This window comes from Tranquillimonas alkanivorans, from assembly GCF_900115595.1.
In the GTDB taxonomy this organism is placed as follows: Bacteria; Pseudomonadota; Alphaproteobacteria; order Rhodobacterales; family Rhodobacteraceae; genus Tranquillimonas; species Tranquillimonas alkanivorans.
Map to the genome: position 1 here is coordinate 102,070 of NZ_FOXA01000013.1, position 17,968 is coordinate 120,037.

Below are 17,968 nucleotides of genomic sequence, written 5' to 3' on the forward strand. Positions count from 1 at the left end.
GCGATGCGGCGCGACCCGGGGGCCGCGCCGCGACTGGCGGCTTACTGGAACACCGCGTTGGGGTTGTCGAGGCTGTCGGAGCCTTCGAAACCGATCTGGTCCACGCCCAGCGCGGCGACCGCACGTTCGATCGAGCGGGTCTGCTCGACCAACGCGTTCACGGCGTCCATGATCAGCGCCTCGCCGGCCTCGTTGCCACGCTCGAGCATCCGGTCGTACGAGAACCCCGCCTCGGCCGCGGTCTTGAGCTGGCCCAGTTCGATCATCGTCTGGTTGAGATCCTCGCGCAGCGCGGCGTCGACCTGTGGATCGGCCTCGGCCACCAGCGACGACAGGCTGGGCCCCGAGACGACGCTGCCGTCGGCGCGGACGTATTCGCCGAAATAGACGTTTCGGATGCCCATCCCGTCATAGAAGTGGCTGTTGTGGGTATTGTCCGAGAAGCAGTCATGCTCTTCCTCGGGATCGTTGAGCATGACGCCGAGCTTCATGCGCTCGCCCGCCTGCTCGCCATAGGACAGCGAGCCCATGCCGGTCAGGATGGCGACCAGCCCCGCATCCTCGTCCGACAGCACCGCCTCGCGTGCGGCGCCGCCCTCGGCCCACTGGCCGACCATCCATTCCAGGTCGCTGACCAGCAGGTCGCTCGCGGCCTGAAGGTAGTCGCCGCGCCGGTCGCAATTGCCGCCGGTGCAGTCCTCGCCCGTGGCGTAGTCGGTCCACGGGCGTTCTCCCGCACCCGCGTCGGTGCCGTTGAGGTCCTGGCCCCAAAGCAGGAACTCGATTGCGTGGTAGCCGGTGGCGACGTTGGCCTCGACCGCGTCGGCCTCGTGCAGCTCGTTTTCCAGCAGGGCTGGCGTGATCTCGGTCGCGTCGATGTCTTCACCCGAAAGCGAAAAGGTCGGGTTGGCGATGACGTTGAGGGCGGCGTATCGGTTCTGGTCCGTGGCTCCGCCGTAGGAGGCGTCGACATAGTCGATCAGCCCCTCGTCGAGCGGCCAGGCATTCACCTTGCCCTCCCAGTCGTCGACGATGGGATTGCCGAAGCGATAGACCTCTGTCTGCTGGTAGGGCACGCGAGCCCGGAGCCAGGCCTCGCGCGCTGCCTGCAGGGTCTGCGCGGACGGCTCGGCGATCAGCCTCTGGATGGCGGCATCGAGCGCGCGGGCGGTGATCAGGCTGTCTTCGTAGGCGGCGGCAGCGATGTCGGCATAGGTGGCCAGCACCTCGCCCTTGCTCTGCGCCAGCGCGGGCGTGGCGGCGGCGAGCGCCAGGACGGCGGTCATGGTGGTACGCATGGAAATCTCCCTGAACCGGATGGGCCGCCTGCTCGGGCGGCAGCTGCTGCAGAACCTGACCAAGGGACTCGGATTTGTCAATTCCGACTTCGGCAGTCAGGTATTCGGCCGAGCCCGGGCCCGCAGCAAAAGCGCCAGGAAATAGAAGCCGCCGATCAGTGCAGCCACGGTGCCGGCGGGCAATTGCATCGGGAACAGAAGCGTCCGCCCCGCCCAGTCCGACAGGACCAGCAGCAATGCGCCGGTCAGCGCCGCCGCGCCCAGTTGCGGGCCCACCTGCCGTGCGCCCAGAAGCGCCGCGACGTGCGGCGCAAGCAGGCCGACGAAGCTGACCGGGCCCATGAAGGCGGTGACCACGGCGGCCAGCGCGGCGGCCACCACCATTGCCACCGGATTCGCCCTCGCCGGGTCCAGGCCCCGCCCCCGCGCCACGCCCTCGCCCGCCGCCAGAAGCGTCAGCCACCGGCCTAGGCCGAGCGCGGCGAGCGAGAGCACCGCCACCAGCACGGTCAGGATGAGCGCGTTCGGCGCGGTGACACGGTAGGTCGATCCGCCGAGCCAACCGAGGATGGCGAAGGCGTCGTCGGTGCCCGACGCCAGCGCCAGCTTCACCAGCGCGTCGAACAGCGCCCCCAGCGAGATGCCGACGAGCGCGATCACGGCGGGCGCATTGCCCTGCCTGCGCCCCAGCCACAGCAGGGCGAGGAGCACGGCGAAGCTGCCCAGAAGCGCCAGGCCCAGCCCCGCCTCGTGGATCGAGCCGCCGGCGATGACGGTGAAGCCGATCATCGCGAAGCTCGCCCCCGAGGACATGCCCAGGATGTCGGGCGAGGCCAGCGGGTTGCGGATCAGCCGTTGCAGGATGACGCCGGAGACGGCCATGCCCGCCCCGGCGGCGGCGGCGGCCAGCACGCGGGGCCAGCGGAACGACCAGATCATCGGGTCGGGCAGCCCGATACGCCAGCCCCCGGCGCCGGGCGAGACGCATAGCGCCGCCACCGCGGCCAAGGCCAACGCGCCGAGGAGCGCGAGCCCGAGGTGGTGCGGCGGTCGGGGCCGGGTGCCCGGCAGGCGGAACATGGTGTGATCCTCGGCCGCCATGCGGCGGCGGGCCAGCCAGATCAGCGCCGGTGCGCCGATCAAGGCCGTGGTCGCGCCCGAGGGAACCAGATCGCGCGCGTGCTGCGTGGCAAGCACCGCCAGCGCGTCCGTCAGCGTCAGGACCAGCGCGCCCAGAACGGCGCTCGCCGCGACCTCCGCCATGGGCAGGCGCGCGCCGACACGGCGGGCAATGTTGGGGGCGATCAGGCCGACAAAGCCGATCATGCCCACCGCCGTCACGCTGAACGCCGTCAGCGCCAGCGCGGCCAGCGCCGTGAGGGCGAGGAAGGGCCAGAGCGTCAGGCCCCGCCCCTCGGCTCCCGCCGCGCCGAGGCGCAGCAGCGCGAGGCCGCGGGCCGCCAGCAGCGCGACGGCAAGCGCAGGCAGAAGGCGCGGCCACAGCCACGCCACCCAGTGCCAGTCCGTCTGCGCCAAGTCCCCCGCCCCCCACAGGAAGAGGTGGCCGAAATAAGGAGAGTTCAGCAGCAGGACCGCGCTGGCCACCGCGCCGAAGAGAAGGTTGACGGCCATCCCCGCCAGCACCGCCTGCACGCCGACGAGTCCCCGAATGCCCGTGATGGCGATCACCAGCCCGACCGCGATGATCGCACCGGCAAGACTGACCCACGCACCGTGGGCCGCGAGAAGCGCGGGCGCGGCGAGCGTGGCGATGACGGTGGCGAGCCACGCACCCGAGGCCGCGCCCAGCGTCAGGGGCGAGACCAGCGGGTTGCGCGTGATCTGCTGCATCAGGCTGCCCGCCGTCCCCAGCGCCGCACCCACCAGCATGGCGAGGATCACCCGGGGAAGCGCGGCATAGAACGCCTGCGCCTCGGCAAAATTCTGCGGCTCGGCGCCAAAGGCGAGCGCCAGCAGGCGCGCCGCGCCGGCGTCGGCGTCGACGGCCAGATGCAGCGCCCCCGCGAGAAGGAGCGCGATCAGTACGGCGGCGGCAGGGATCATTCGAGGGCGAGCAGCGCGTCGCGGAAGGCGCGGGCGTGGCGGCCGAGGGAAAGCGCGCCGCCGTAGCTCCAGACCGGCGCGACCTCGGCAAAGCGGCCGTTCGCGACGAAGGGCAGGAAATCCCACAGCGGCGTCTGCATCGCCTCGGCCCCGCCCATGTGCGGGCGGATGGCGAGCACCACTCCAGTTTCGGCCTGCGCCAGATCCTCGAGCCGCCGGGTGGCGACACCCCAGGTCGAGGACGGGACTTCGATCTCGGGCTCGAAGTCCAGCCGGCGCAGGACGTGGAGGGGGACGGAATTCTCGCCGTAGACCCAGGCGCTCGCCTTGTCGTTCAGGCGGATGGCAGTCGCCTTGGGGTCGGGACCGAAGCGGTGCGCCAGCTCGGCCGCGATGGCGTCCAGTTCCGCCTCCTGCGCCGCCAGCCGGTCTTGGGCCAGCGCCTCACGGTCCAGGAGCGCGCCCAGTTCACGGTAGATACGCAGGGCGGCGGCGACGTTGTCGTGGTCGGCATCCCAGGCGTCGAAGACGACGACCGGCGCGATCTCTTCCAGCCGCGCGAATTCTTCCGGCTCCACGTCGGCGGTCAGGATGGCGTCGGGGGAGAGTTGTGCGATGCGCTCCAGGTTCGGCTCGGTGCGCAGGCCGACGTCGACGACATCCTCTGGCAGCGCCGGGTGCACGACCCAGGTGCGGTAGTTGTCCGTTTCGGCCACGCCGACCGGCGCCACGTCAAGGTCGAGCACCTGTTCGGCCAGCGCCCAGTCCAGCACCACCAGCCGCTCTGGCGGAGCGTCAAACGTCTGCGGGCCGCGCCGGTCGTGGACCGTGACCTCGGCGGCGGCGGGCAGCGCCGTGCACAGAAGGACCAAGGCGATCAGGCGTTTCATTCGACCGGCAGTTCGGTCAGGGCGTCGGCGAAAGCCTCGGCCAGCCGCGCGACCGAAAGCGCGCCACCGAAGGTCCAGACGGGCTCGGCCACGGCGAAGCGGTCGGCCTGCACGAAGGGCATGAAGCGCCACAGCGGCGTGTCGTAAAGCTCTTCACCCGCCGGGAACGGGTCGATGTGCAGCACGATCGCGTCCTCGTACTCCGACAGGTCCTCGACCCGGCGCTGAGTGAAGCCCCAGTCGGTGGGCGCGCCGGCATCAGCATGGGTGAGGCCCATCCCCTCGAGCGCGGCGGTCGCCATGGAGTTCGCGCCGTGCACGCGAACGGCCGCGGGCGTCAGCAGGCGGACCGGCACAACCGGCGGGACCTCGCCGCCGAAATGCGCGTGCACGCGGGCGCCCGCGGCTGCGGTGCGTGCGTCGATCTCCTTCAGCGTCTCGCGCGCCGCCGCCTCGCGGTCCAGAAGGCGGCCGAGGGTCAGGAACGTCTCGCGCGCCTTCGCGGGGTTGTCCTGCGCGGCGTCGAAGCTTTCGAACCACATCACCGGTGCAATCTGCCCGAGCGCGTCGAGCCCCGCCTGCTGCTGATCCGACGCGAGGATCAGGTCCGGCGCGGCGTCTGCGATCGCCTCGAGATTGGGTTCGCTGTGCAGGCCCATATCCGCCACCCCGTCGGGCAGCGGGGGCGCGGCGACCCAAGTGGCGTAGCCGTCGGTTTCGGCCACCCCGACCGGCGTGACTTCCAGGCCCAGCAGCATCTCGGCCATGGCCCAGCTGAGTGCCACGACGCGTTCGGGCGGCGCGTCAAAGGTCTGCGGCCTGCGGTCGTCGGCGACGGTCACCTGCGCGGCGGCGGGCGCGGCGAGGCACATGAGGGTCACGAGAAGGCGAAACATCGGTGTCTCCGTTGGGTCAGGCGACGACGGCGTGGCGGCCGCCCGAGGGTCCGGGCAGCAGCGCCATGTCGAGGCCATAGAGGTCCCTGAGGACGGGTTCGGTCAGGAAATCGGCGGGCGGGCCGTCATATGTCAGCCGCCCCTGCTTGAGCGCCACGATTCGGTCGGCGTGACGCGCGGCGAGGTTGACGTCGTGCAGCACGACGATGACACGCCGCCCGGCGTCGCGTGCCAGCCGCCGCAGAAGCGCCATCACCTCGTAGGCGTGGGCGAGATCCAGCGCCGCCGTGGGCTCGTCGAGCAGCAGAAGCGGCGCGTCCTGCGCCAGTAGCATGGCGATCCAGGCGCGCTGACGCTCCCCGCCTGACGCGTCGTCGGCCATCAGCCCGGACATGCCGGTCACGTCGGTCATCTCCATCGCTTCATCGACGGCACGGTGGTCCCCGGCCCGCCAGCGGCCTAGCGCGCCGCGCCAGGGAAAGCGGCCCAGACGCACCAGTTCGCGCACCGTCAGCCCCGGCACCGGCGGCAGGCGCTGGGGAAGGTAAGCGACCCGCCGGGCGAGTTGACGGGTCGAGAGGGCGCGCAGCGGGGCGCCCTCCAGCGTGATATCACCGGTGTCGGGCCGGTCCTGCCGTGCGATGATCTGCATCAGTGTGGACTTGCCCGACCCGTTGTGACCGAGGAGCGCGGTCACCCCGTCGCCGCCCAGCGCCAACCGGTCGAGGGAAAGAACCGTGCGCCCGTCATGGACGCGGGAGATGCCGCGCGCCTCGATCATCAGAACTTCGCCGTCGCCGTCAGCAGTGCCGAACGGCCCTCACCGAAGTAGCACGCGGCGGTGCCGCAGAACGTCATGTGACGTTCGTCGCCGATATTGCGGACGCTGAGCGTGACGTCGTAGCGGTCGGTCTCGTAGCCCACGGCGGCGTCGTAGAGGGTGTAGGACGGCGTTTCCTGCGTGTCGGTCCCGTCCCACTTCTCGCCGTTGTAACGGACGCCGACGCCGAAATGCATGCCGTCGATGCCCCAGTCAGTCGGCCGGTAGCCCAGCCAGAGCGATCCGAAGCGGTCGGGCACGGTGGCGATGTTGTGGCCGTCCTCGTTCTCGTGATCGAGCACGGTGAAGCCCGCATCCAGCGTGAAGTCGCGCCAGCCGGTCTTGGCCTCGAACTCGAGCCCGCGCACCGTCGCCTCGCCCGTCTGGACCTGGAAGCCCTGGTTGTCGGGATCGTCGACCAGCAGGTTCGACTTGGTCAGGTCGAAGGCCGCGACCGAGAACAGCGCGTTGGTTCCGACCGGCTGGTACTTCACGCCGATCTCGTACTGTTCGCCCTTGGTCGGCTCGAACTGGTTGCCTTGCGCATCGGTGCCCAGCGCCTCCTGCCGGAAGCTTTCGGCGTAACTGACATAGGGCGCGAGACCGTTGTCGAAATTGTAGATCGCCGCAATGTTGGCGGTGACCTCGTCGTCCGAGCTGTTGATCGTGGCGTCGCTGAAGTCACCCGTCGTCTCACCGGTCTCGATCTCGCCCCAGGCAAGGCCCGCGTCGATGCTCAGACGGCCGCCAAAGGTGGCACGGTTCTGGACGTAGACGTTGCGCTCTTCGGTGGTCGAGGTCGGGTAGTCGTCGACCGTCACGTCGGTGACGCCGGTATACACGGGGTCAAACGGGTCGATCGGGCCGGCGCTGCCGTAGCCGTAGTCGTTGTCATAGCTCGCCCGGGTGTAGGACGCGCCGAACAGCGTGCGCATCTCGACCGTGCCCAGCGTGTATTCCGCGGTGGTACGGGCATCGACGGCGAACGTCTCGAGCGTCCTGTCCGAGCCATAGACGGTCCGGTTGATCGTGCCGTCCGGGTTGTAGCGCAGGGTCGCGTAGTTGTCGTAGGCCCACCAGGCGTGGTCATAGTCGGCCTCGGCGTCCAGCACGCGGGCGTTCGCCTCGACGCTCCAGACGTTGTTGAAGCGGTGCTCGAACAGAACCGTGGCCGAACGCTGTTCGGTGTCGAAGCGGTCGAAGTCGGGCTCGCCCACGAAGACGTCGTCGGGCAGGTAGCGGCCGCTCGCGAAGTCGGGGGCGGCGTAAAGGGTGCCGTAGAGCGACGCGAACTGGATCAGCGGGCTGCCTTCGTTCTTCTGGTAGGTGCCCAGCAGGGTCAGCTTGGTGTCCGGCGTGATGTCCCACGTCAGCGACGGCGCCAGCGCGATCGCGTCGTCCCGGCTGTAGTCAACCTGCGTCTCGGCCTCGCGCACGAGCCCGACCATGCGCCAGCTCACGTCGTCCGAGAACTGGCCGCTCCAGTCCACGCCGATCTGCTTGCGCTCGTACGAGCCGAACTGGAGTTGCACGAGGTTCGGCGCATCGTCGCCCGCGACCTTCGAGGTGGTATTCACCACGCCGCCGACCTCGCCGTTGCCGTAAAGGCCCGAGGCGGGACCGCGCAGCACCTCGATGCTGTCGATCAGGAAGGGCTCGGGCTTGGTGTCGTTGTAGTAGCCGAAGCGCGACGGCAGGCCGTCGTGATAGGTGGTCGGGCGGAAGCCGCGGATCAGGTACCAGTCCGAGCGGTTGTCGAGACCGTACTCCCCCGCCTGCACGCCCGTGGCGTAGGACAGCGCCTCTTCCACGTCGGTAGCGCCGCGGCGCTGGATTTCCTCGGTCGTGACCACGTCGACCGAGCGCGGGGTCTCGACGATGGGGGTCCCGGTCTTGAGCACGCTGCCGGTGTCGAGCGCGACGCTTTCGCCGAAGATGCCGCTTTGCGCCTCGCCCTCGACCGTGATCGTTTCGAGCTCGATGACGTCCTGGGCCATGGCAGGGCATGCGGCGAGAAGCGCCAGACCCGACACGGCCAGTTTGCGGGTGAACATGTCCCGTCTCCTGGATTCGTTATTGTTCTTGCCTGGCGGGAAGCTGGGTCGGCGTCTCGCTATAAAGTCATAGCGAAACAGTCAAGTATTAGCGACTCCAATATGCCGCCACGTACCTGTCTTTCTTTCCGCGGCCGCCCGAGCGCCCAAGCGCCGTGCGGACCTGCGCCACCTGCGCCTTCTCGGCGGCGAACCAGTGATAGGCGCCGGACGACGGGGCGCCGTCGAGGAAGGCCTCGGCGAGGGGACGGTCCCGGTCCCGGATCAGCCACTCGATTCGGGCGTTCGGCCCGTGGGCGATGGGCAGGATGTCGCGCTCGTGGCCGACCTCGATCATCGCCGCCGCCTTCGTCTCGGGGAGCACGTTTTCGAGGATGCGGGCGATCGCGGGCAGCGCGGTTTCGTCGCCGCCCATGTGCAGCCGGTCGGCCTGCGGGATCCAGCCGCCGCCGGGACCCATCATGCCGACGGTGGCGCAGGGAGCCGCGTTCTCGGCCCAGCGGCAGGTCGGGCCGTTGCCGTGCAGGAACACGTCGACATCGACCCAGCCCGCGCGACCGTCCACCCTGCGGATGGTGTAGGCCGGCGTGTGCAGCGCGTCGTCGCCCTTGGGCCAGCGGGTGCGGCCGCCCTCGACCACCGGCCAGACCGGCGCACGGCCCTCGGGCGGCAAAAGCAGGCGGACGTGCAGGCCCATCCGCTCGAATTCGTCGAGCCGCTCGCCGGCTAGCCGCAGGCGCTGGAAGCTGCGGCCGACGCGATGGCTGGCCAGCAACTCCATCAACCGAAAGTTCGGCGGCGGGCCCGCCGTCTCGTCCATGCCGGTCCAGTTCAGCGAGGCGGCAAGGTCCGGGTCGGCGTGGTCGACTTGGTGCAGCACAGTCTCGCACAGCATGTGCAGGTTCGAGGCCGTCCCGGCGAACAGGTCGAGCCCCAGCCCGTCGCGCCCGGTCCTGAACCTCAGTTCGCCCGTCGTCAGTTCGGCTACGGTGACATCGCCGTCCTCGCGGAACGGAATGTCGTGTTCTTCGAGCGAGCCGCGCAGATGCGCCAGCAGCGCCTGCGGATCGGGATGCGCCAGGTGGGTCGAGGTGGACAGGTCAGGCATGACGGTTTCCGGTGCGGTTGCATGGGATTGGCTGGCCCCGCGGGCCTGGCTGTCGGTCATCGGGAAAAGCGGATGGGAAGCGAGAAGGTGAAGCTTGGGTCGCGCAGCTCGCCCGGCGCCGGGGGAAAGCGGCCCGCCGATCGCACCGAACGCAGCGCCGCCTGGTCGAGCGCGGCGTTGCCCGAGGAGCGGGCGAGGGAGAGACCGCGCAGGCTGCCGTCGCGCCCCACGGTGATGGTCACGAGCACCGTGCCATCCGCGCCGCGAGCCGCCGAGGGGTAGCGCTTGCGCCGCTCGACGCGGGCGCGGATCGCCGCTCCCCAGGCCGCGCGCAGGTTCTGCGCCTGCGCCGTGCTGAGCGTTGACGCCTCGGACGGGCGGCTTTCGCCCGCGCTGGGACCGCCACCCGCGCCGGCGGCGCGCTGTCCCTGTCGGGACACTTGCGGCTGCTGCTGTTCGCGGCGCGGTTCCGGCTCGGCAACCTCGCGCGGGGGCTCGGGGCGGTCGGGCCGCTCGGGCGGGCGGATACTGGCCTCGGGCGGCAGATCACTTTCGGGCTCGTCCGGCTGCGTCTCTTCCTGCTGCTCTGGTTCCTCGGGCTCGGGCTCGGGGTCCGGCTCGGGGGGCGGCGACTGTTCCTCGGGCTCTTCCGGCTCGGGCTCTTCGGGCGGCGGCGGAAGCTCGACGGCCGCCATCGGCAGCGGGTCGGGGGCATGAAAGCTGGGCGCCGAGGGCGCGTCGGGACGCTGCGGCGTCTGCGGCGCAGGCGTTTCGGAGCGCGTGATCTCTGGCGCGGCCTCGGCCACCATCTCGGGCGGCTCGGGCATCTCGAGCGGTTCGGTCGGTTCGGGCGGGCGATCCCAGTCTTCGACCATCTGCTGCATCTGCGCCTGCGCAGCGGCGACCGACACCAGCGCGTCGCCACCCTGCCCGGCCGAGGCTGCACCCTCTTCAGGACGCTCTACGGCGAGCGCCGCGACGTGGAGCCCCACGGCGATGGTCACGAAAACCGAGGCCTCTATCGCGCGCTTCATGGCCGCACCGTGATCAGCGACACGTCACCGACCCCCTCCGCCCCGAGCTTGGACAGCAGCGCGGCCACGGCGGCGGCGGGCGCGCCCGCGTCGGCGCGCAGGACCACCGGCGGCGTCTCGTCCCCGTCGCAGGCGCCGCAGAGCGCGGTGCGCTCGGCCGACAGCGCCGCCAGCGCCGCGTCTTCGCCCACCGCGTCGCGGAAGCCCAGCGTGCCCGCGGCGGCGAGGTGCAGCACCAGGCCGGTCTCGGCCGCGTCCTCGACCTCGGCCTCGGGCGGCTCGACCTCGAACGGTGCGGGCGGCGTGATCTGCGCGGCCATCAGGAAGAAGATGAGCAACAGGAACACCACGTTGATCATGGGCACGACGCTTTCGGGCGCGGGTTTGCGGGGGGGCGGATCAAAGCGCATCGGGCTACTCCATCAACACCACGCGGCCGAAGCCGCCGCGACCCAGCATCTCCATTACCTCGACCGTGCGCTGGAGCGTCGCCTCATCGCGCGGACGCAGGACGATGGCGTCCTCGGGCGTTTCGGTCAGGCGCTCGAGCTCGGCCAGCAGGCCGGCCTCGTCCTGGGCCACGCCGTTCAGGCGCAGGCCCTCGGGCGTGACCTCGACCAGCCGGGGCGGTCCGGAATAGCCTTCGCCCTGGCCGGCGACCTGCAGCGGGAGCTGCATGTCGAGCCCGAAGCGGGCGGCGAGCATGAAGAACACCAGAAGCAGGAACACCACGTCGATCATCGGCGTAAGGCTGGGCCGCCGCCGGGGCCGGGTGTCACCGAGGTCAAGCATCAGGCGGCCCGCGCCGGCGCGTCCGGTGCCCCCTGCCCGCCGCGCAGGAAGACCTGCGTCGTGACGTCCTCGATCTCGATGCGCAGGCGGTCGGCGACGGCCTCGAACCAGGTCAGCGCGGCCGAGGCGGGAATGGCCACGGCCATGCCGGCGGCGGTCGTCAGAAGCGCCTCCCAAATGCCGCCGGCCAGCGTCGCCGGGTCGGCGCGCGCGCCGGCCTCCTGCAGCGCCTGGAATGCGGCGATCATGCCGAGCACGGTGCCCAGGAGGCCCAGGAGCGGCGCGATGGTGGCGATCAGTTCAAGCGGCCGCAGCCCCGAGCGGGCGCTGGCGAGGGCAAGGCGGGCGACGCGTTCGGCCTCGGCCTCGGCTCCCGCGCGCGTCAGTTCGCGGTCGCGCAGGGCGGCCATGGCCGAGCGGACGACGCGGGCGCGCACGGTGCGGCGGTGGCCGATCAGGGCAAGCGCCTGGTCCTCTTCCCCGGCCGCCCAGAGCCGCACCGCGCGACGCACGCGCCGCCCGCCGGTCCAGGCGCCGAGGATCAGGAGCCGCCAGATCTTCCAAAGGATCAGCGCGACGGTCAGGACCGAGAGGGCGGCGATGGCCCAGATCGCGGGTCCGCCGAACCGGAGGAACTCCAGCGCAGCTTCGATCTCTTGTACGAGGCCCGGCCCCAGAAACTCGTTCATCACTCTGCCCCTCACTGGCGTGTCGAGGCCCGAATAGTAATGCCGAGTTAAATAGTCAAGTATTTGACCGCGCCACGCCGAAGCGCGGACGGGCGCGTCTCGGGAGCGATCACGGAACGATCACCTTCCGGCGCCCGTGCCCGAAGCCAGGGCGCCGGTCCGGTCACCGCACCAGCAGTATCGGGACCTTGCAGTTGCGGATCATCTCGAGCGCGGTGGAGCCGATGAACAGCGCACGCAGGCGCGAATGGCCCGATGTGCCCATGACCAGGTGCTCGAACGGCGCCTCCTCGACCAGCCGGCCCAGCGCCTCCTCGGGTTGGCCCGGCAGGATCTCGGTCTCGGCGTCCATGCCCGCGCCGGCCAGCATCGCCTTGGCGTCGGCCAAGCCCTTCTTCGCCGCCTCGGACCCCGTGCCCACGGTGACCACCTTCACCTGCAGCCCGGCATAGAGCGGGCTGCGCGCGACGTAGTCGACGGCGCGCATTGCGCTCGCGCTGCCGTCATAGGCGATCAGGACACGCTCGACCGGGTGGAACGCGCGCGAGGCCACGAAAAGCGGCTTGCCGGTGGCGCGCATCACCCGTTCGAGGTTCGAGCCCAGGTGCCCCTTGGCGAAGTCGGCGGCTTCCCCGCGCTTGCCGATCAGCACCATCTCGGCGTCGGCTTCCTTTTCCGAGATCGCCTCGACCAGGTCGCCATGTCGCAGGTGAATCGAGGCCGTAACCCCGGCCTCGTCCAGAATGCCCTTGGCGTCCTCGAGGATTGCGCGACCGCGGTGGACGACGAGCTTCGAGCGCTGTTCGTCCAGCGCCGAGAGCTCTTCGAGCAGGGCGGTGCGTGCGCCCAGTGCGATCGAGCCGGACAGGTCCTGAGCGCTTGCCGTTTCGCGGCGGCCGAGGACGTGCATCAGCTCGACCGCCAGATCAGCCCGCCCGGCGATCCAGGCGGCGTGGTCGCAGACGCTTTTCGAATAGGTGGAGCCGTCCACCAGGGCGATCAGCTTCTTGGTCATGACGTCTCCTTCCTCAATGCGCCATCAGATCGTCCATCGCGCCCGGCTTGTCGTGCACCGCAAGCCGGTCGACGATGGTCTCGGACGCCTCGTTCATGCCGACGATCTCGACCTCCGAGCCGTCCCGGCGGAACTTGAGCACGGCCATGTCGAGCGCCGCAACCGACGAGATGTCCCAGATATGCGCGTGGCTCACGTCGATGACGACCCGCTCGGCGGCCTCCTTGAAGTCGAAGGCGCGCATGAAATCCTCGGCCGAGGCGAAGAAAAGCTGACCTTCGACATAGTAGGTGCGCACCCGGCCGTCCTCGGACAGGGTGGAGCGGACGCGAAAGAGTTGCGCGATTTTGCCCGCGAAGAATATGCCCGACAGCAGCACGCCGACCAGCACACCGATGGCGAGGTTATGGGTGAACACCACGACCACGACCGTCGAGAGCATCACGATCGACGACGACTTCGGGTGCGTGCGGAGCTGCTTGATCGACGACCACGAGAACGTGCCGATCGACACCATGATCATGATCGCCACCAGCGCCGCCATGGGGATCTGCGCCACCAGGTCGCCCAGTGCCACCACCATGAACAGCAGGAACACGCCCGCGGCGAAGCACGACAGCCGCCCGCGGCCGCCCGACTTGATGTTGATGATCGACTGGCCGATCATCGCGCAGCCCGCCATGCCGCCGATGAAACCGGTGGCGGTGTTCGCAAGGCCCTGGCCGATGCACTCCTGGTTGCGGTCCGAGCTCGTGTCCGTCAGGTCGTCCACGATGTTCGCGGTCATCAGGCTTTCGAGCAGGCCGACCACGGCGACGGCGGCCGAGTACGGCAGGATGATCAGCAGCGTTTCCAGCGTCAGCGGGATGTCGGGGATCAGGAACACCGGCAGCGTATCCGGCAGCTCGCCCATGTCGCCGACGGTGCGGATGTCCCAGCCGAAGATCATCGCCAGCACCGTCAGCACGATGATGGTCACCAGCGGCGACGGCACGGCCTTGGTGAGAAGCGGGAACAGGTAGATGATCGCCAGCCCCGCCGCGACCAGCGGATAGGTCAGCCACGGCACACCGACGAGTTCCGGGATCTGCGCCATGAAGATCAGGATCGCCAGCGCATTGACGAACCCGGTCATCACCGAGCGAGACACGAAGCGCATCAGCTGCCCCAGTCGCGCCGCCCCCGCCGCGATCTGCAGCAGGCCCGCCAGCACGGTCGTGGCGAGCAGGTATTGCAGCCCGTGCTCGGCCACCAGCGTGACCATGAGCACCGCGGTCGCCGCGGTGGCCGCCGAGATCATGCCGGGCCGCCCGCCCGCGATGGCGGTGACCACGGCGATCGAGAACGAGGCATAAAGCCCGATCTTCGGGTCGACCCCGGCAATGATGGAGAAGGCGATGGCTTCCGGAATGAGTGCCAGCGCCACGACGAGGCCCGACAGGAGGTCGCCCCGGATGTTGCCCAGCCACTGGCTGCGATACACGTCAACGTTGATCATGAATGTCCCGTTCCTGGCCGGTCGGGCGATCGCCGCACCGGCTGTCGTTTCAGGTTTCGATGGTTTGCCCGGCGGATCGGCGGCCGGGAGAGCCACCCGGGAGTTTCACCCGGGTCCAGACGATCACGTTCCCGATACCCCGCGGGCCGTCCGTCCGCAACCGGCTGACGCTGAAGAACGCTTCGCCCGTGCCCGGAATCTACGGTCGGACCGACGCCCGGCCGACCCGTGGGAAGACCACCGGGCGGGAAGGAGGCCGCGCAGGCGGCGATCTTGAAGCGGAGCGTGCAGTGCCTCTGGCGCACCGTCGGTCCAGTTCCATCACTGGCGCGGAGTTCGGAGCGGCGTACCCTCGGCCGCACAGACTTCCAGCGGAGGTGACACTATGTTTGGAATGTTTGGAGCAAATCGTTTCGCCGAAGGCCCTGCGCGTCGCGCTGCGCTCGCGGCGGGGGTCGCCCTGGCGCTTCCGACGGCGGCGTTTGCGCAAGATGACAGCGCCGCCATGATCGAAGCGGCTTTGAGCGCGGCACTGCCGCAGCTTCGCGACGGAGCCACAGTCTCGGACTTGGAAGGCAACGTGCTCCGCGAGGGCGACAACGGCTATACCTGCTTTCCACCCCCGTCGGAGATCGCCGGTGCGATGTGCATGGATGGCGAGTGGCTGCGCTGGATGGACGCCTGGATGAACGGCACACCCTTCACCGCCAACTCGGTCGGGATCGCTTACATGCTGGCGGGAGACTCGCCGCAGGGCGGCGCCAGCAACATCGACCCGGCTGCGCAGGAGCCGACGGCGGACAACGATTGGGTGGTCGAGGGGCCGCACCTGATGGTCATCGTGCCGAACGCCGAGGACCTGGCGTCGCTGCCGAAGACGCCACAGGTGGCAGGGCCTTACGTGATGTGGGCCGACACGCCCTACGCCCACGTCATGGTGCCGGTGGACGCACGTGGTCCGCAGCGGGAGGTCCCCGAGTGACATTGAGCGAAGGTGGCGCCGGGGCCCGGCGCCACCGGTCGCGGCTGCGACGAAACGGCGCCCTCCGCCGTGCAGCCGGACGACCGCGCGTCGCGGGGGCAAAAGGACGCTTACGGCACCAGCTTCGGCTGCGCCGCGAAGGGGCTCAGGCCCAGCCAGCTCTGCATGGTCCGAACAATCTCCGGATCGCCGTCGAGCGACATGTTCCGCCGGGCCGTGGCCACCGTGGCGAGCCCCATCCAGACGGCGGTCATGGTGCGCAGATCGGTCTCGACGTACAGATCGATCTCGAACCCGGGATCCGTCCGGCACAAGTCCACGTCGCCCGACGGCTGAACGACCAGCCACCACGACCGATTGGCCGGCGCGAGATCCGTGTACCGGAACTGTACGACGAGCCGCTTGCTCGGCAGCGGCGACGGATCGAGGTTCCGGCGCATGTCCCACATCAGGAGCGACGGGTCCAGCTTCTGGAGCGACACGTCCGACTGCACCCACTTCTGCCCCCACAGGCCGAACGCTTCAACCACCGGGTACAGGTCCTCTCCCGCAGAGGTCAGGCGGTATTCCTGCACGCCGTGCTCGCCGGGGACCGGCCGCCGTTCGACGATCCCGGCATGCTCCAACTCCTTCAACCGGCGCGACAGAAGCGTCCGCGACATGCGCGGCACTCCGCGCCTGAGGTCGTTGAAGCGCGTCGAGCCCGATACCAGCTCCCGGACAACCAGCATCGTCCAGCGCGTGCAAAGAACCTCGGCCGCCATGGCGACGGGACAGAATTGACCGTAGCTCGCCTGAGTCATGTCGCCCTCCGTATGTTCGACATGCGCGGCACCGTGCAGGAGCATAGCACGGATTTCCCAGTCCAGATACTGGACCCGACGGTCCAGTTCGGTCACTGGCGCGACACAGGCCCTCCGGTCATCTTGCGGCGCGACGGGGCCGATCCGGCGCTCGTCGAACGCCAGGGAGTTTCGAAATGGAAACAGAACTGCAGACCCTAGACGGCAGCAAGAGGGCGATCCCCCACGAGACGATTGCCGAAATGACGGCCGGGTTGCGGGGCACAGCCGCGACCGTTGGGCAGCCGGGCTACGAGGAGGCCCGCACGATCTGGAACGCGATGGTCGACAGGCGGCCCGGGCTGGTCATACGCGCAAGGGGCGTCACAGACATCGTGGCGGCGGTGAACTTCGCCCGCGACAACGGGCTGCTGATTGCCGTACGCAGCGGCGGCCATCAAATCGGCGGCTTCGCCGTGGCGGATGGCGCGCTGCAACTCGACCTGTCCGAGATGCGCTCGGTCCACGTCGATCCCGTGGGCCGCACCGCGCGGGTGGAGCCAGGGGCGACGCTGGGCGACGTGGACGCGGCGACGCAGCTTTTTGGCCTTGCTGTCCCGACCGGCATCAACTCGAGCACCGGCATTGCCGGCCTGACGCTCGGCGGCGGGTTCGGCTGGCTCACCCGCAAGTACGGGATGACCGTCGACAACCTGCTTTCGGCCGACGTCGCGACCGCCGACGGCAGTTTGCTTCGCGTCAGCCCCGACGAGCATCCTGACCTGTTCTGGGCCATTCGCGGTGGCGGCGGCAATTTCGGTGTCGTCACGTCCTTCGAGTTCAGGCTCCACGAAATCGGCACGCAGGTGCTGTCGGGCCTCCTGATCCATCCGATCGAGGACGCGGTCGACCTGCTGCGCGGCATGCGCGGCATCTGTGCCTCGGCGCCCGACGAGCTGACCGTTTGGGCCGTCCTGCGGAAAGCCCCGCCCCTGCCATTCCTGCCCGAGGAATGGCACGGTCGCGGAGTGATGATCTTCGCAGCCTGTTACACAGGCGATATGGCAGAAGGCGAGCGTGCGACGCAGGATCTGCGCGCACTCGGGAAGCCGATCGTCGACTTCATCGCCCCGCACCCGTTCACCGCCTGGCAGGCGGCCTTCGACCCGCTACTGACGCCCGGCGCACGCAACTATTGGAAAAGCCACGATTTCCTTGACCTTGAGGACGAGACGATCACCGCCGTACTGAACGCGATGGAGAACCTCCCCGACCCGCAATGCGAGGTCTTCATCGCTCAGATCGGGGGCGCGATGGCGCGTGTGGCTCCGGACGCGACGGCGTTCGCTCACCGCGCCGCGCACTACACGATGAACGTGCACACACGATGGGACGACGCCGACAAGGATGCGGCCTGCCTCGCGTGGGCGCGAGACCTCTTCGCGAAGACGGCCTCGCAGGCGACCGGCAGCGTCTACGTCAACTTCATGCCAGACGACGATGGAGACCGGATCGGCGGAGCCTACGGCGCCAACATCGCGCGGCTGCGGGAGGTCAAGGCCACGTACGATCCGGGCAACCTGTTCCGCGTGAACCACAACATCATGCCCGCGGCGGACGTGAAGGCCGCACAGTGAGGTGGCCTGCCCCCATCGGGTGGTCCGGGTTCGGTCTTGGTGCATGAGCGGTCTTGGCGCTACTGTGGGCGTGGCCGGCGAAGCGGCTCCGGATGGCGAAGCCGGCCACGCGATGACCTCCGGAGCCGGAGGCCGATACCCCGGCGATGAGGGCGGGCGCTTGGTGTTTGAACTGGCCCCCGTTTCGGCCGGACACTCGGGCATAGCCATGGAGGCTTAGGGTCAGGACTCACAGCCAGTAGATGACCATAGCGGCGAGAGCGATGGCCGAGAGGAAGACCGTGGGGCACCGGTCGTAGCGCGTGGCCACCCGCCGCCAGTCCTTGAGCCTGCCGAACATGATCTCGATCCGATTTCGGCGTTTGTAGCGGCGCTTGTCATACTTCACCGGTTTGTTCCGCTGCTTCCG

At 69.4% G+C, this 17,968-nt stretch carries 17 protein-coding genes, 1 pseudogene and 1 other annotated feature; of the genes and pseudogenes, 2 read left to right on the forward strand and 16 right to left on the reverse strand.

What is annotated here, in order from left to right; all coding sequences use genetic code 11:
- Positions 1 to 41 precede the first annotated feature (41 nt).
- The 13 genes from BM162_RS15475 to BM162_RS15535 form a co-directional block, all read right to left on the reverse strand.
- On the reverse strand, positions 42 to 1,298 hold the full coding sequence (locus BM162_RS15475) for an imelysin family protein (RefSeq protein WP_093423879.1): 1,257 nt from the start codon (positions 1,296 to 1,298) through the stop codon (positions 42 to 44).
- A 96-nt stretch (positions 1,299 to 1,394) separates the two neighbouring features.
- Positions 1,395 to 3,362, reverse strand: a complete 1,968-nt coding sequence (gene fhuB, locus BM162_RS15480) for a Fe(3+)-hydroxamate ABC transporter permease FhuB (protein ID WP_093423882.1) — start codon at positions 3,360 to 3,362, stop codon at positions 1,395 to 1,397.
- The gene (locus tag BM162_RS15485; protein WP_093423884.1) at positions 3,359 to 4,252 is read right to left on the reverse strand and encodes an iron-siderophore ABC transporter substrate-binding protein; all 894 of its coding nucleotides are present in this window, start codon (positions 4,250 to 4,252) and stop codon (positions 3,359 to 3,361) included. The genes fhuB and BM162_RS15485 overlap by 4 nt, the downstream gene beginning before the upstream one ends.
- A complete protein-coding gene (locus BM162_RS15490) occupies positions 4,249 to 5,148 on the reverse strand; it encodes an iron-siderophore ABC transporter substrate-binding protein (protein ID WP_093423887.1) in 900 nt (299 codons plus the stop codon). Before BM162_RS15490 ends, BM162_RS15485 begins: the two co-directional genes overlap by 4 nt.
- Before the next feature lie 16 nt (positions 5,149 to 5,164).
- The gene (locus BM162_RS15495) at positions 5,165 to 5,929 is read right to left on the reverse strand and encodes an ABC transporter ATP-binding protein (RefSeq protein WP_093423890.1); all 765 of its coding nucleotides are present in this window, start codon (positions 5,927 to 5,929) and stop codon (positions 5,165 to 5,167) included.
- On the reverse strand, positions 5,929 to 8,022 hold the full coding sequence (locus BM162_RS15500; protein ID WP_177215181.1) for a TonB-dependent siderophore receptor: 2,094 nt from the start codon (positions 8,020 to 8,022) through the stop codon (positions 5,929 to 5,931). The genes BM162_RS15495 and BM162_RS15500 overlap by 1 nt, the downstream gene beginning before the upstream one ends.
- 88 nt (positions 8,023 to 8,110) lie before the next feature.
- Positions 8,111 to 9,130, reverse strand: a complete 1,020-nt coding sequence (locus tag BM162_RS15505) for a siderophore-interacting protein (RefSeq protein ID WP_177215182.1) — start codon at positions 9,128 to 9,130, stop codon at positions 8,111 to 8,113.
- A 56-nt stretch (positions 9,131 to 9,186) separates the two neighbouring features.
- Positions 9,187 to 10,164 carry an energy transducer TonB family protein gene (locus tag BM162_RS15510; protein ID WP_093423895.1) on the reverse strand — a complete coding sequence of 326 codons (978 nt, stop codon included), beginning with the start codon at positions 10,162 to 10,164 and terminating at the stop codon, positions 9,187 to 9,189.
- A complete protein-coding gene (locus BM162_RS15515; RefSeq protein ID WP_093423897.1) occupies positions 10,161 to 10,574 on the reverse strand; it encodes an ExbD/TolR family protein in 414 nt (137 codons plus the stop codon). The genes BM162_RS15510 and BM162_RS15515 overlap by 4 nt, the downstream gene beginning before the upstream one ends.
- A 4-nt stretch (positions 10,575 to 10,578) precedes the next feature.
- Positions 10,579 to 10,956 carry an ExbD/TolR family protein gene (locus BM162_RS15520; protein ID WP_093423900.1) on the reverse strand — a complete coding sequence of 126 codons (378 nt, stop codon included), beginning with the start codon at positions 10,954 to 10,956 and terminating at the stop codon, positions 10,579 to 10,581.
- Positions 10,956 to 11,645 (reverse strand): MotA/TolQ/ExbB proton channel family protein, encoded by a 690-nt coding sequence (locus BM162_RS15525; protein ID WP_093423902.1) that lies wholly within the window; start codon positions 11,643 to 11,645, stop codon positions 10,956 to 10,958. Before BM162_RS15525 ends, BM162_RS15520 begins: the two co-directional genes overlap by 1 nt.
- A gap of 163 nt (positions 11,646 to 11,808) precedes the next feature.
- Positions 11,809 to 12,660 (reverse strand): universal stress protein, encoded by an 852-nt coding sequence (locus BM162_RS15530; RefSeq protein WP_093423905.1) that lies wholly within the window; start codon positions 12,658 to 12,660, stop codon positions 11,809 to 11,811.
- A 13-nt stretch (positions 12,661 to 12,673) separates the two neighbouring features.
- Complete coding sequence (locus BM162_RS15535) at positions 12,674 to 14,158, reverse strand: SulP family inorganic anion transporter (RefSeq protein WP_093423906.1); 1,485 nt, start codon at positions 14,156 to 14,158, stop codon at positions 12,674 to 12,676.
- 62 nt (positions 14,159 to 14,220) lie between these two features.
- Positions 14,221 to 14,278 (reverse strand) — a sequence feature (sul1 is cis-regulatory element that is thought to sense ions involved in sulfur or methionine metabolism; They are found in Alphaproteobacteria).
- A gap of 385 nt (positions 14,279 to 14,663) precedes the next feature.
- Here BM162_RS15535 and BM162_RS15540 point away from each other — a divergent pair.
- Positions 14,664 to 15,140, forward strand: coding sequence for a hypothetical protein (locus tag BM162_RS15540; RefSeq protein ID WP_218153103.1), 477 nt, complete (start codon positions 14,664 to 14,666; stop codon positions 15,138 to 15,140).
- A gap of 110 nt (positions 15,141 to 15,250) precedes the next feature.
- Here BM162_RS15540 and BM162_RS15545 read toward each other — a convergent pair whose 3' ends face one another.
- Positions 15,251 to 15,943 (reverse strand): winged helix-turn-helix transcriptional regulator, encoded by a 693-nt coding sequence (locus BM162_RS15545; RefSeq protein WP_093423949.1) that lies wholly within the window; start codon positions 15,941 to 15,943, stop codon positions 15,251 to 15,253.
- Positions 15,944 to 16,119: 176 nt separating this feature from the next.
- Between BM162_RS15545 and BM162_RS15550 the strand changes: the two genes are divergently transcribed.
- Entirely contained in the window at positions 16,120 to 17,559 is a 1,440-nt protein-coding gene (locus BM162_RS15550; RefSeq protein ID WP_093423909.1) for an FAD-binding oxidoreductase, read from the forward strand.
- Between the two features lie 39 nt (positions 17,560 to 17,598).
- Here BM162_RS15550 and BM162_RS23120 read toward each other — a convergent pair.
- Together BM162_RS23120 and BM162_RS15555 are read right to left on the reverse strand one after the other, a co-directional pair.
- Positions 17,599 to 17,727, reverse strand: a pseudogene (locus BM162_RS23120) (IS3 family transposase); the annotation flags it as partial.
- Positions 17,728 to 17,788: 61 nt separating this feature from the next.
- The coding region (locus BM162_RS15555) for a transposase (protein ID WP_143096167.1) at positions 17,789 to 17,968 on the reverse strand (180 nt) is incomplete at its 5' end.

What these genes read in the sequence shown, in the direction of transcription:
- BM162_RS15505 (WP_177215182.1), bottom strand. Translation starts at nt 9,130, where the DNA reads ATGCCTGACCTGTCCACCTCGACCCACCTGGCGCATCCCGATCCGCAG.
- fhuB (WP_093423882.1), bottom strand. Translation starts at nt 3,362, where the DNA reads ATGATCCCTGCCGCCGCCGTACTGATCGCGCTCCTTCTCGCGGGGGCG.
- BM162_RS15535 (WP_093423906.1), bottom strand. Translation starts at nt 14,158, where the DNA reads ATGATCAACGTTGACGTGTATCGCAGCCAGTGGCTGGGCAACATCCGG.
- BM162_RS15540 (WP_218153103.1), top strand. Translation starts at nt 14,664, where the DNA reads ATGATCGAAGCGGCTTTGAGCGCGGCACTGCCGCAGCTTCGCGACGGA.
- BM162_RS15495 (WP_093423890.1), bottom strand. Translation starts at nt 5,929, where the DNA reads ATGATCGAGGCGCGCGGCATCTCCCGCGTCCATGACGGGCGCACGGTT.
- BM162_RS15550 (WP_093423909.1), top strand. Translation starts at nt 16,120, where the DNA reads ATGGAAACAGAACTGCAGACCCTAGACGGCAGCAAGAGGGCGATCCCC.
- BM162_RS15475 (WP_093423879.1), bottom strand. Translation starts at nt 1,298, where the DNA reads ATGCGTACCACCATGACCGCCGTCCTGGCGCTCGCCGCCGCCACGCCC.
- BM162_RS15490 (WP_093423887.1), bottom strand. Translation starts at nt 5,148, where the DNA reads ATGTTTCGCCTTCTCGTGACCCTCATGTGCCTCGCCGCGCCCGCCGCC.
- BM162_RS15525 (WP_093423902.1), bottom strand. Translation starts at nt 11,645, where the DNA reads ATGAACGAGTTTCTGGGGCCGGGCCTCGTACAAGAGATCGAAGCTGCG.
- BM162_RS15520 (WP_093423900.1), bottom strand. Translation starts at nt 10,956, where the DNA reads ATGCTTGACCTCGGTGACACCCGGCCCCGGCGGCGGCCCAGCCTTACG.
- BM162_RS15515 (WP_093423897.1), bottom strand. Translation starts at nt 10,574, where the DNA reads ATGCGCTTTGATCCGCCCCCCCGCAAACCCGCGCCCGAAAGCGTCGTG.
- BM162_RS15500 (WP_177215181.1), bottom strand. Translation starts at nt 8,022, where the DNA reads ATGTTCACCCGCAAACTGGCCGTGTCGGGTCTGGCGCTTCTCGCCGCA.
- BM162_RS15545 (WP_093423949.1), bottom strand. Translation starts at nt 15,943, where the DNA reads ATGACTCAGGCGAGCTACGGTCAATTCTGTCCCGTCGCCATGGCGGCC.
- BM162_RS15510 (WP_093423895.1), bottom strand. Translation starts at nt 10,164, where the DNA reads ATGAAGCGCGCGATAGAGGCCTCGGTTTTCGTGACCATCGCCGTGGGG.
- BM162_RS15485 (WP_093423884.1), bottom strand. Translation starts at nt 4,252, where the DNA reads ATGAAACGCCTGATCGCCTTGGTCCTTCTGTGCACGGCGCTGCCCGCC.
- BM162_RS15530 (WP_093423905.1), bottom strand. Translation starts at nt 12,660, where the DNA reads ATGACCAAGAAGCTGATCGCCCTGGTGGACGGCTCCACCTATTCGAAA.